Source organism: Mesorhizobium sp. B2-7-2 (assembly GCF_006440775.1).
Taxonomy (GTDB): domain Bacteria; phylum Pseudomonadota; class Alphaproteobacteria; order Rhizobiales; family Rhizobiaceae; genus Mesorhizobium.
Genome location: NZ_VFTZ01000001.1, coordinates 377,305 through 388,968 on the forward strand (window position 1 = coordinate 377,305; position 11,664 = coordinate 388,968).

General features: G+C 61.3%; 10 protein-coding genes. 7 read left to right on the forward strand and 3 right to left on the reverse strand.

Translation table 11 applies throughout. The features are described 5' to 3' along the window. Together FJ425_RS01930 and FJ425_RS01935 are read right to left on the reverse strand one after the other, a co-directional pair. A complete protein-coding gene (locus FJ425_RS01930) occupies positions 1-483 on the reverse strand; it encodes a DUF3830 family protein (protein ID WP_140721371.1) in 483 nt (160 codons plus the stop codon). After that, complete coding sequence (locus tag FJ425_RS01935) at positions 480-1,214, reverse strand: GntR family transcriptional regulator (RefSeq protein ID WP_140721373.1); 735 nt, start codon at positions 1,212-1,214, stop codon at positions 480-482. The genes FJ425_RS01930 and FJ425_RS01935 overlap by 4 nt, the downstream gene beginning before the upstream one ends. 126 nt (positions 1,215-1,340) lie before the next feature. Here FJ425_RS01935 and FJ425_RS01940 point away from each other — a divergent pair, with 126 nt between their 5' ends. The 5 genes from FJ425_RS01940 to FJ425_RS01960 are packed head-to-tail and all read left to right on the forward strand — an operon-like array spanning position 1,341 to position 6,070. Further along, on the forward strand, positions 1,341-2,141 hold the full coding sequence (locus FJ425_RS01940; RefSeq protein ID WP_140721376.1) for an ABC transporter ATP-binding protein: 801 nt from the start codon (positions 1,341-1,343) through the stop codon (positions 2,139-2,141). Beyond that, on the forward strand, positions 2,138-2,884 hold the full coding sequence (locus tag FJ425_RS01945; RefSeq protein ID WP_140721379.1) for an ABC transporter ATP-binding protein: 747 nt from the start codon (positions 2,138-2,140) through the stop codon (positions 2,882-2,884). Before FJ425_RS01940 ends, FJ425_RS01945 begins: the two co-directional genes overlap by 4 nt. Continuing rightward, a complete protein-coding gene (locus FJ425_RS01950) occupies positions 2,881-3,789 on the forward strand; it encodes a branched-chain amino acid ABC transporter permease (RefSeq protein WP_140721382.1) in 909 nt (302 codons plus the stop codon). The genes FJ425_RS01945 and FJ425_RS01950 overlap by 4 nt, the downstream gene beginning before the upstream one ends. Then, entirely contained in the window at positions 3,786-4,769 is a 984-nt protein-coding gene (locus tag FJ425_RS01955) for a branched-chain amino acid ABC transporter permease (protein ID WP_181175765.1), read from the forward strand. The genes FJ425_RS01950 and FJ425_RS01955 overlap by 4 nt, the downstream gene beginning before the upstream one ends. Then, positions 4,766-6,070 carry an FAD-dependent oxidoreductase gene (locus tag FJ425_RS01960; protein WP_140721385.1) on the forward strand — a complete coding sequence of 435 codons (1,305 nt, stop codon included), beginning with the start codon at positions 4,766-4,768 and terminating at the stop codon, positions 6,068-6,070. The genes FJ425_RS01955 and FJ425_RS01960 overlap by 4 nt, the downstream gene beginning before the upstream one ends. A 1,155-nt stretch (positions 6,071-7,225) precedes the next feature. Here the strand turns inward: FJ425_RS01960 and FJ425_RS31465 are convergent. Then, positions 7,226-7,567, reverse strand: a complete 342-nt coding sequence (locus FJ425_RS31465) for a hypothetical protein (RefSeq protein WP_181164837.1) — start codon at positions 7,565-7,567, stop codon at positions 7,226-7,228. A gap of 565 nt (positions 7,568-8,132) precedes the next feature. Here FJ425_RS31465 and FJ425_RS01970 point away from each other — a divergent pair. After that, positions 8,133-8,810, forward strand: a complete 678-nt coding sequence (locus tag FJ425_RS01970; RefSeq protein WP_181164836.1) for a right-handed parallel beta-helix repeat-containing protein — start codon at positions 8,133-8,135, stop codon at positions 8,808-8,810. Positions 8,811-9,364: 554 nt separating this feature from the next. Further along, positions 9,365-11,659: an AGE family epimerase/isomerase gene (locus FJ425_RS01975; protein ID WP_140627991.1), complete on the forward strand. Its 2,295-nt coding sequence runs from the start codon at positions 9,365-9,367 to the stop codon at positions 11,657-11,659. Positions 11,660-11,664: the final 5 nt, after the last annotated feature.

Here is an 11,664-nt window from a genome sequence, read left to right on the forward strand (position 1 = left end):
TCAGGCCTCCACCACGATGAAGGTGATATCGCAGGCGCCGTTGCGGCGGATCGCCCCGCATGCGGCGGCGAACTGATCGCTCTCTTTGGCGCGCACCTGCGCCACCACGCTGCCGGCCAGCCAGCCGATCGGGAACAGAAGCCGCGCCCCTTGCCCGTAGAACAGGCCGATGTCGAAGATGGCATTGGGGTTGCCACCCCACATGTGCGGCGGCACGTAGGACAAGACGATATCGCCGGGCTGCGGCGTCAGCGTCGCGTTCTCCGCCGGCAGCGGCCGGGCATAGGCTTGGCCTTCGAGGTCGGCTGAGGGAACCGGACAGGAAATTTCAGGTCCAGTCCACATGGCGTGGATGCCTGGGACGACGCGTGGCGTGGCGAGATACGCCGTGAGAAAAGCGGCGTTTTCCGGCGCCTTCTCGGACAGTAACAGCGCCGTGACGGCAAGCTTCGAGCGTGGCTCGGTGATCCGGATAGAGGTCATGTCTGATCTTTCCCAGCCGCGGATTGCAGCTTGCTGCGCAGGAAGGTGAAGGGCCGGCTGATGTCGGCGACCAGCGCGTCGCGCGCCGCCCGTGCGTCCTGCGTGGCCAGCGCCTCGACAATGCGGCGGTGATACTGGGCGGTGTCGACCTCACCGGCTTCCGAAAAGGCGTAGATGGCGACGCGGATGCATGGCCCCGATTGCAGCCACAGGCTCTCGATCATCGGGATCAGTACGGCCGAGCCACAGGAGCGGTAAATCTCGAAATGAAAGCTCTGGTTGAGCGTCACTTCGCGGTCGACATCTTTCTTGTGCTTCAGCGCCCGCATCTCATCCCATTCGCCGAGAATGGTTTCGATTGTGGAGATCTGGCGCGGTCCCATGCGAGTGGCGGCAAGCGCGATCGCCTCGCCTTCGATCAGGATGCGGGCTCGCAAGAGATCGTCGAGGCGATCCAGCGTGATCGGCGGCACGCGCACCGAACGGTTGGGCAACGCCTCCAGCGCCTTTTCCGTGATCAGCCGCCCGAGCGCCTCGCGCACCGGCATCGTCGAGGTGACCAGCGCATCGGCCAGACCGCGGATGGTCAGCACCTGGCTTGGTTCGAACAGGCCGCCAATCAAGGCCCGTCGCAGTTCGGAATAGACGCGATCCTGCACCGTTTCGCGGCCCACCGGCGCAAGCTGGGCCGCGATCACCTCGTTGTTCCTTTCGATGGCAGTCTTCTGCATGGAATTCCGCTCTGGGCCGGTTTTCGGCTTGCGGAGGAAATTAAAGCCGAATAGCGTGATCAAAGCAAGTGTGATCACAAATCAAAATCGGAAGGCGACAACGCGCGTCTTCGGCCAGAGGGTTTGATGAGCGAGGCAACCAGACGGCAGGGGCGGGAGAGCCGTGCGCCGGTCCTGACGGCAAGGAACGTCGTCAGGCGGTTCGGCGGTCTCGTCGCCGTCAACGATGTCTCCTTCGATGTCAAAGCCGGAGAAATCCTTGGCCTGATTGGACCGAACGGTGCCGGCAAGACGACCATGTTCGATCTGCTGGCCGGCAGCATATTGCCGAACAGCGGCGATATCTTTCTCAACGGCACGCGCATCTCCGGTGAAGCCGCTCACCTGCGCATCGGTCGAGGGCTCGGCCGCACTTTTCAGATTCCACGACCGCTGCCCAACCTGACGCTGATCGAAAACATCATGCTGGCAGCGCAGGGGCAGACCGGTGAAAGGCTGCTCGCCAACTTCGTCACGCCTTGGCGAGTGGCGGCGCAGGAAAGAGCCGCCCGGACAAAGGCACTCGAACTGCTGGAGCTCGTCGCCCTCACCCACCTCGCGTATGAGCCGGCGCGTGTGCTGTCCGGCGGCCAGCGCAAGCTGCTCGAACTCGCCCGTGTCATGATGGCCGACCCGGCGATCATCCTGCTCGATGAACCGGCGGCTGGCGTCAACGCGACGCTCCTGGAGGTCATCATCGATCGGATCCACGACATCAATGCGCGAGGCATCACCTTCCTGCTGATCGAACACAATATCGACATGGTGGCGCGGCTCTGCCACCGCGTTCTGGTAATGGCGAGCGGTCAGTTGCTCAGCGAGGGCACGGCGGAAGCAGTCGCCCGCGATCCGCGCGTCATCGAAGCCTATCTGGGAGGCGCCGCATGAGCGAGACCGTCCTCGATGTCCGCAATCTCGAAGCCGGCTATGAACCCGGCATGCCGATCGTGCGCGGCGCTTCGATCACGGTCGGCAAGGGTGAGATCGTCGTCGTCCTCGGCCCCAACGGCGCCGGCAAGTCCACGTTCATCAAGGCGATCGCCGGCCTCGTCCCGATTACCGGCGGCACGGTTTTCCTGGACGGGAAGGACATCACCGCAGCACCCGCCCACACCATGGTGCGGCTTGGCCTTGCCTTCGTGCCGCAGACCGAAAACATCTTTCCGCTGATGTCGGTCGAGGACAATCTCAAAGTAGCCTGCGGCATCCTCGAGCGCCGGGAAATCCCCGCCCGCATCGAGGAGATGTATGCCGCCTTCCCCGACCTCGTCCGCCAGCGCCGCACCGCCGCCGGCAATCTGTCCGGCGGGCAACGGCAGATGCTCGCCGTCGCGAGGGCGCTGATCGTCCACCCCAAGGTACTGGTACTGGACGAGCCGTCGGCCGGCTTGTCGCCAAAATTCGTGTCGGTCGTGTTCGAGATGCTGGCCGGGATCCGCAGATCCGACGTCACCGTTCTGTTGGTCGAGCAGAACGCCAAGGCAGCGCTTGCCATCGGCGACCGCGCTTATGTCCTAGTCGAGGGCAAGGACCGGCATGAGGGCGTCGCCTCCGAATTGTGGAGCGATCCGGTCGTCGCCGAACTCTATCTCGGCCAGCGCCCCCAGCATCACAAGGGAGGCGCGGCATGAGCCTGCAATTCATCGTCGACGGATTGCTGACCGGCTCCATGATCGGCCTCGGCGCCATCGGCGTGACGCTCACCTATTCTATCCTGCGTTTCTCCAACTTCGCCCATGGCGACTTCATGGCCTGGGGAACCTATGCGACGCTGGCCGTGGTCAGCGCCATCGGCGCGACCTTCGGCAAGATGGCGCCGATCGGGCCACTGTCCTTCGGCTGGTCGCTGCTTGTCGCCCTGGTCGTCGGCATGGCGTTCACTGCCCTGCTGGCGCTCCTGCTCGACAAGGTGCTGTTCTCGCGGCTGCGCTCGCAAGGCCAGGCAATCATCGTCGTGATGGCGAGCTTCGGCGCCTCCATGGCGCTGCGCAGCCTGTTGGAGTTCACCTTCACCTCACGGCCGACCTATTTCAGCCGCGCGATCCAGATCGCCATGCCGATCGGCTTCGGCATCCGCATCACGCCTGACCAGATCGCCTTGCTGCTGCTGACCGCCGTGCTCGTGCTCGGCGTGCATCTGCTGATGACGCGCACGCAGACCGGCCGCTCGATGCAGGCGCTAAGCCAGAACGCGGCGCTGGCCCGCATTGTCGGCATCAACGTCGCCAAGGTGGTGCGCGTCACCTGGATCGTCGGCGGCTCGCTTGCCTGCGTGGCCGGCGTGATGATTGGCATTCTGGTGCAGATCCGACCGTTCATGGGCTTCGACATGCTGCTGCCGATGTTCGCCGCCGCCATTCTTGGCGGCATCGGCAGCATCCCGGGCGCGGTACTCGGCGGCCTGATTATCGGGCTCGCCGAAGCCGGCGCGGTGCAGTTGATCGGTGCCGAATGGCGCGCCGCCGTATCCTTCATCATCCTGATGGCGGTGCTGTTCGTGCGGCCGATCGGCCTTTTCGGAGTTGGGGAAAGATGATCGATCTCATCGGCTATGGCGCCTTCTTCCTGAGCACGGCGCTGATCTTCTCGCTGGTCACGCTGGGCCTCAATTTGCAATGGGGGCTGACGGGCCTATTCAACGTCGGCCTCGCCGGTTTCGTCGCCATCGGCGCCTACACATCGGCGCTGCTGACGACACCGGACGACCCCGCGCGCCTCGGCGGTTTCGGCCTGCCGATCCTTGTCGGCTGGGCCGGCGCCATGGTGGTGGGCGGCGTTGCCGCAGCCCTTACCGGCATAGCGACGCTGCGTCTGCGGTCCGACTATCTAGCGATCACCACGTTCGGTGTCGCGGTGGTCGTGCAACTGGTCGCACTCAACGCGCAGAAGCTGACCGGCGGGCCGTTCGGCATCGGTTTCATCCCGCGTCCCTTCGGCAGCCTCGCCGAAACTCCGCTGCTGTTCAATCTGTCGAACCTTGCTGTCGTCTCGGCTGTCACGCTGATCGCCTATCTGGCCTTGGAGCATCTGTCACGCAGCCCATGGGGCCGTGTGCTCAAGGCGCTGCGGGAGGACGAAAGAGCGGCGATTTCGCTCGGCAAGAGCGCTAGCTTCTACCGCGTCCAGGCCTTCGCCGTCGGCGGCGCTATCATGGCGCTGGCCGGCGCACTTCAGGCGCATTTCACCGGCTTCATCGCGCCGGACAATTATCTGCCGATCCTGACCTTCCAGGTCTGGGTGATGCTGATCGTCGGCGGCTCGGGCAGCAATCTCGGTGGCGTCGTCGGCAGCATCTTGGTCTGGGCGATCTGGGCTGGATCAGGCACGCTGACCAGCTTTCTCTTCCCGCCGGAGCAGCAGGCTCGCGCCGCCTCGCTGCAGATCGTCGCCATCGGCGTCATGCTCTGCGTCATCTTGCTGGTCCGGCCGAACGGACTGTTCGGCGACAGGCCAAAGCGGCCGCGCTTCGGCAAACGGGCGAAGCTGGCCGCTGCCAAGAGCGGCTCTGGCTCATGAATGCCGCGATCCGGCAGGACGCACATGGCACTTCGCTCTGGCATGCCGTCAGCCGCAGTCATCGCGAGCGGACTCCCCTGCATGGCGAGATCGATACCGACCTCGCCATTGTCGGCGGTGGTTTCTCCGGCCTTTCGACTGCGCTGCACGCCGCCGGGAAAGGACTTTCCGTGGCCGTTCTCGAAGCCGAAATCATTGCCTGGGGCGCGACCGGCCGGAATGCCGGTTTCGTCGTGCCGAACTTCGCCAAACTGGATCCGGACAGCATCCTTGCATATCTCGGCCCCAAACGGGGCGAGAGGCTGATCGATTTCGCCGCCAGCAGTGCCGACCTCGTGTTCGGCCTGATCCGACAGCATCGTATCGACTGCGACGCGGTGCAGAACGGATGGATCCAGCCGGCGCATTCGCCGGCCGCCCTGGAGAAGGTTAAATCCCGTGCCGGACAATGGGCGCGGCGCGGCCGACCCGCCGTCACCCTGGACCGGCGGGAAGTCGAAGCGCTGACCGGCGCGCGCGGCTATGTCGGTGGATGGATGGATCGTTCAGGCGGTGTGCTCAATCCAGTCGCCTATGCACGCGGATTGGCCGACGCGGCGGGAAGCGCCGGCGCGCGGATTTTCGAACGGACGCGTGTCACGTCGGTTGATCGAAGGGCCGATGGCTGGGCGCTTAAAACGCCAACCGGCACGGTGCGCGCGGCCAGGGTGCTGATCGCCACCAATGCCTATGGCGGATCGCTCAATCCGTTGCTTGAGCGGACTTATTTCCCGCTGAAAGTTTTCCAGATCGCGACGCGGCCCCTGCCGCGCGACATCCGCGCGCGTCTGCTTCCCGGTGGGCAAGGCGTCGGCGACACCAGACGCAATCTCTTCACCTTCCGCTTCGATGCCGACAACCGGCTGATCAGCGGCGGAATGCATATTCTGGGCGCCGGCGCCGATACGCGTGTGCCGCAAACGATCTGGCGGCGGCTTTCTACGCATCTGGATCTGCCCGATCTGCCCCCGCTCGCCTATGGCTGGTCGGGGATAGCTGCCGTCGAACCGGATTTCCTGCCGCACCTCCTGGACCTCGGCCCCGGCCTGATCGCCGGCCGTGCCTGCAATGGACGCGGCATCGCCATGACGACGGCGATGGGCAAGGTACTGGCCGATTGGGGCGCTGGAACCGACGCCCGCGACCTGCCGCTGCCGTTCGCGCCGCCGGCGCGGATCCCGTTCCACGCCCTGCTGCGGCATGCGCCCAAAATGCTGCTCGGCTGGAGCATGCTGCGCGACCGGATGGACGAGAAGGCCTAGACCGAACCGTGCCTGCCGCGGGACCAATGCGCTTGCCGCGGTCGTGTGTTGCGCCGGCACGCCCCTTGGCCGCGACCGCCGCTGGCGACAGCTGCGCGGTCGAAGGAAGGCGAACGCGCCAAAAGTTTGATGCCTCATAAATTATCCAAAAGCCGTGTCTATTATCCCATACTGTCCCTAAGCACCCGCAATTCGGGCCGAGGCGCGACCCAGAAAGCTCGAAAAGCTTCCAAGAACCCAGGAAAATTGGACGCCGCATCGGACACTAAAGCCCACGGATACCGCAGCGAACGTCCGCGATAGTGCGGCCAACATCGTCAGCAGAAGGGTGTCCTAATAGGGCTGTCGGCGGCTCCGTCGTGAGAACGAAAAAAGAAGAGAAGCAGAACTTTCGTGTGCGATTTTTGCACACGGTCTCCCGCAACTATCTGATATTACTTACCTATCTTCCCAGTCCATCATTGGTGCTATGGCAACTCTATGCTCTTGATTTTTCAGCATTTTTTTCTTTAACACATCAAATTCTTAGCTCGTAGCGGACCCACCCGAATTTACGCCAGGATACGACCCTTTTCGCCACGTTTCGATCTCTCAGTGCACACGGAGCGCACACGAAAAAATGGCCACCTACACCAAGCTCTCGTCCGGTTCCTGGCGCGTGCAGGTCCGCCGCAGCTATGTCAGCGAGACCTTCCTGCGCCGTGACGACGCATGCCGCTGGGCGACCGAAACCGAACGCCAAATAGATCGCGGAGAGACGCCGACCAAGTCCCGCATTGCGCGGCTTAAGACCTTCGGCGAGCTCATTGACGACCTCCATATCGACCACATGTGCGATGTAGGCAAGTCTCCTCGCCGCTCTAAGGCCGCGGCCCTTGCTATGCTCCAACGACACCTGGGGAAGTGCAACATCGCGGCTCTCGATCGCGAACGACTCATTCGTCTTGGGCGTGACCGGATCGGCGGCTTCCAGACAAATCTTTCGAAGCCGCCTTTCAGTTGCCGTCTTCATCCACGTTGCAGCGGCCCCTCTTGGGCTATCTTCCCGCCTGTTTGTCCAATCGCAGGCGGTTGCCGGCCTCGGGACACCGACGCGCGGAACCGGCTGCCCAACGTCTTTCGAATTCGATCAAAGGAGAGATTGACGAATGACGTTCATTCATCGCGATGCGCCGCTCCTGCCGACCGAACTTGCGCCGCGGTGCTATGTTCCTGGCGACTGAGTTGCGAATCCTGCCGATCGTCAGAGTGCGGTAACCGATACGCCAACCGGCGAAGGCGAGACATAGCCCTATCCTTTTCGAGGGCAATTGAAATCTGATCGGGGTCGGTGACGCCCCGATCGAAAAGGCTCATCACTCTACCCGCCACTTGTTCGCGATGATCGATGCGAACGATCTCATGCTTCGCGCAGAAATCGATCACAACATTTGTCAAAAAGGTGACATGAGTGCAGTCCGCCGCCCCTTTTTTTATCATCCCGGCTGCCCTGTTCAACTTGCGCTCCGACTATCGAGCGGCCAAACCTTCCCTGCAAAACCGGTGCCGGCACTGCTGATCCGAAACGAGACATGCAAGACGGGCCAACGGTGCTCAGTTCATCCCAGCGTACCTTTTTGGGTGTACTGATACACGCATGATATGTCCGGCATACCTCCTTCTGCGGGCGCATTGGATTTCGGACGGGCGTATGATGCCCGTAGCCGGCGTCTTTTATGCCACCCACGCCTCCGCCGGTTAGGCCCGGCCTGGGTATACCCCCCGCCGGCCGGGCCGCCGCCGCTGCCGTCGTATCCTTACGTTCGGCCGATGGGACGTCTAAAAAAGGAATCGAAGCCGAATGCACTTCTCGAGATTCGTTCCGGTTGTCGCCTTATCGGCAGTCATTGTCTTCCAAGCTGGCGTCGCTTCGCATTGGAGAGGAACGGGGATCGTATCGGCGCGGACCCTTCTCCCCGTGTCAGACGGGAATGATTGGCCCGACGCCACAAACACGGGTATGCCCGCAGGAACTGTCCCGACTATCTACACAGGACCGAACGTCATTACCGTCGCCGGGACAGTGATCGAGAACAAGATCATCAATACCTACATTGAGGTGAGGGCCAAGAGCGTCACGATCCGTAACAGCCGAATAGATTTCGACGGGTGGCATCCGATCTATGCCTACGAGGGTGCCGATGGCCTAACGGTCGAACGCTGCACGATTACAGGTCAGGGTAAGACCGGCGGCTCCTACGGCATCGACACCAGTGACATATCTGGCTCGACGCTGATCGGGAACAACATCGCTGGCTACGAGAACGGTATCACGCCGGGATCAAATGCGGTCATAAAGGGTAATTATATCCATGACCTGCAAGCAGGCGGCGCTGACCCGCACTATGACGGCATCCAACTGGGCGGGCATCCAAAGGTGCAAGCCAATGTTCTGATTGAGAACAACACGATCATCGGACGTGACAATGCCGACGTGTGGATCACCAACGACTTCGGCTCGATAAATGGAATCAAGGTCAACCACAATCAACTATTAGGCAAAGCGTCGGGAACTGGCCCCAACGTCTCGCTGCCCGTGTTCACGGTTTATGTCGACGGGGCGAAGCCAAACGGCACAATATCTGGGATAACAATCACAAACAACGTTATCCAGCGCGGCGTTTATGGCTTTATTGACATTGACAGCGCCAGCAATGTCACAGGATCCGGTAACGTAGACCCGTTTGACAGCCCTATCTGATTGCATCTGACTGCGCGACCACAATCTTCTTGACGGTGTTTCGCCGATTGTTTCGGTTGCGAAACCCCGCACCTCGCCGGCCGACGGTTTCGGTGAGCGTTCCACCCAGCGCCGCAAATAATCGTGAGGCCGATTTGCGACATCCAGCACAAGGATCGCGGGGGGCCAGGAAATCTCTTGCCCAATCCCAATGATCGTCCAGGGCGCCTAGTGACATGACAGTGGCTGGCTTTGGTGCGCAAGGCTTGCAAGCTCTGAGGGGTCGTCGCCGTTCGGCCAATGGCCAAGCCCATTTGCTCCTGAGTTAAGGTCGACGAATGGGAGGGTATGACAGCCTAGGCTGAAGGCTAACACATCCTTTTGGCTGTCTTATCCGGTGATCGCCTCTGAAGCAGGCAACACAATTATCCGAATTCACTAAGGGCTCGGTGCCGACAGGCTACTAGAATACGCGTCATGCGGGCCGGCGAGACATCTTTGCCGCGGGCATCCATTATTTTCGAGATCAGTGCCCACCGTGGAGCTTGCGACCGAATTATGGAGAGGGCTGCGTCATGCCGGACCGGATCGTAAGTTTCGTCATGAGCGGAGGCGTGGGTTCCAGGCTGTGGCCTCTTTCGCGGGAGGATAACCCCAAGCAATTTCATGATCTTTCCGGCGACGGGTCGATGCTTGTGAAAACTGTGCGACGCCTGAAGGCGCGACCGAGTGGCGATACTCCGATCCATCTGATCGCATCGGAGAGACACGCCGATCGAATTCTTTCCGACATTGTTCCACTGGGTTTGAATGGCGGCAGACCGGTTTTCGAGCCCGTCGGCCGCAACACCGCTGCGGCGGTTGCCCTGGCCACGCTGATAACTATTTTCGACTACGACCACGACACGCTTCTGCTTGTGGTCCCCTCGGATCACGAGATATCGACCGAACTCAAATTCTGGGAAACTGTCGAGTCAGGCAGATTCGCTGCCGAGCGCGGCGACATCGTCGTATTCGGGATCAAGCCGACACACCCCGAAACCGGATACGGGTACATCGAGGTGGCGGCAGAAGGTGGCGTAGTGGCTGCGGCGTCGCGTTTCGTGGAAAAGCCTGACGCCGAAACGGCTCAACATTACCTGTCGTCGGGGCGATTTTATTGGAATGCCGGTATTTTCCTTTTTCGTGCCGAAACCATGCGGCGGGCGCTCCTCGAATTTCGGCCGGATATCTGGGAGACGGCCGAGAGAGCTTTTCGAGGCGCGCGGACCGATGTGTCGGGAACCTATATGCCCCGGAGCTTGTATGAAGCCATTCCTTCTGTCTCGATCGACTACGCAGTGGTGGAGAAGACGCGCGAGATCACCATGGTCGCGGCTACTTTCGGCTGGAGCGATCTTGGGTCATGGCAATCACTGCTCGATGCGAGCCCAACCGACCGCGATGGCAATGTCATGGTGGGCGATGTCGTCGCGATGGATTGCGACAGTTGTTATCTGAGAAGCCAAGGCAGGCTGCTGACTGTCATCGGGATGAAAGATGCGGCGGTGGTGGCAACTGCCGACGCAGTGTTTGTTGCCCCCGTCAGTCATAGCCAGAACGTCAGGAAGGTTGTCGAGCAGTTGGAGAAGAGCGGACGCCTCGAGACGAAGCTCACACCCTCGGAAGATCGCGTCATCATCAGCGGATCATGGCGCAAGCGCGTCAAGCACTGGCTATTTGATGAAACCCTCCCGCTGTGGTCCACGACGGGGGTCGACTATGTGCACGGCGGCTTCCATGAGGCACTGAGTTTCGATGGCAGGCCGCTTGGTAAGCCTAAGCGAATGCGGACCATGGCGCGCCAAATCTACGCTTTCGCAGTGGCCAAGGAACGCGGTTGGATGGGACCTGCCGACAAACTTATTGATCACGGCATCAACTTCATAGCCAGACACGGTCGCACCAACCGCGGTGGATGGGTTCGCGCCCTTCAGCCCGACGGAAGTGTGAGCGACCCGGAAGAGGACACCTACGACCATTCGTGCGTGTTGCTAGCGCTTGCCCACGCGCATCGATGCAGCCACCCGGAGGCCTTGCGGCTCGCCGAAGAGACACTTCATTTCGTTGACACTCACCTGGAAGACGCCAGCTTAAACGGCTTCCTCGAGACCCCGGGCTCGAAAACTGTGCGGTACTCGAATCCTCATATGCACATGCTGGAAGCTTTTCTCGCTTGGTACAACGTCACGGGAGAGCGGTCGCATTTGCGCAGAGCCGCACGCATCATCGATCTCTGCCGCTGTCATTTCTTCGACGCGGAGAGTTGGACTCTCGGGGAGCGTTTCGACCTCGACTGGCAACCTTTACCGGGCAACGACGGCCAGTGGACGGAGCCCGGACATCATTTCGAATGGGCATCCCTGCTGGTGGAGTTTTCGCTGTTAAGCGGTCAGAAAGACTTAGTGCCGCTCGCGAGAAAACTCTACTCCTCGGCAATATCAAGTGGATTGAACCGGGCTACTGGTCTGGCTTATGCGGCTGTGTCGCGAAATGGAAATCCTCTTGATCGCATTTCGCGCAGTTGGCCACAATGCGAGGCGGTGAAAGCGGCCTGCGCGCTCGACGGCGTCGGCGGACCAGACTTAAAGCCTGAGATAGAAGCCCGCGTTGCCCGCCTGTTCAGGTGGCATATCGATCCCGCGCCAGTAGGCCTGTGGATCGACAGGATTGATGAAAGGGGGCGAGCGGCTGCGACCGAGGTCCCGGCAAGTATCTTCTACCACCTGGTAACTGCGTTGATCCAGTATCTCGACAAGACGGAGGGGCTAGTCGAGGCATTCGCGAAGCCGGAAACCGACAACACCGGTCTCGCACGGGTTTACGCCTGACCTTA

Coding starts and splice junctions, on each gene's coding strand:
- FJ425_RS01930 (WP_140721371.1), bottom strand. CDS start 483: ATGACCTCTATCCGGATCACCGAGCCACGCTCGAAGCTTGCCGTCACG.
- FJ425_RS01935 (WP_140721373.1), bottom strand. CDS start 1,214: ATGCAGAAGACTGCCATCGAAAGGAACAACGAGGTGATCGCGGCCCAG.
- FJ425_RS01940 (WP_140721376.1), top strand. CDS start 1,341: ATGAGCGAGGCAACCAGACGGCAGGGGCGGGAGAGCCGTGCGCCGGTC.
- FJ425_RS01945 (WP_140721379.1), top strand. CDS start 2,138: ATGAGCGAGACCGTCCTCGATGTCCGCAATCTCGAAGCCGGCTATGAA.
- FJ425_RS01950 (WP_140721382.1), top strand. CDS start 2,881: ATGAGCCTGCAATTCATCGTCGACGGATTGCTGACCGGCTCCATGATC.
- FJ425_RS01955 (WP_181175765.1), top strand. CDS start 3,786: ATGATCGATCTCATCGGCTATGGCGCCTTCTTCCTGAGCACGGCGCTG.
- FJ425_RS01960 (WP_140721385.1), top strand. CDS start 4,766: ATGAATGCCGCGATCCGGCAGGACGCACATGGCACTTCGCTCTGGCAT.
- FJ425_RS01975 (WP_140627991.1), top strand. CDS start 9,365: ATGCCGGACCGGATCGTAAGTTTCGTCATGAGCGGAGGCGTGGGTTCC.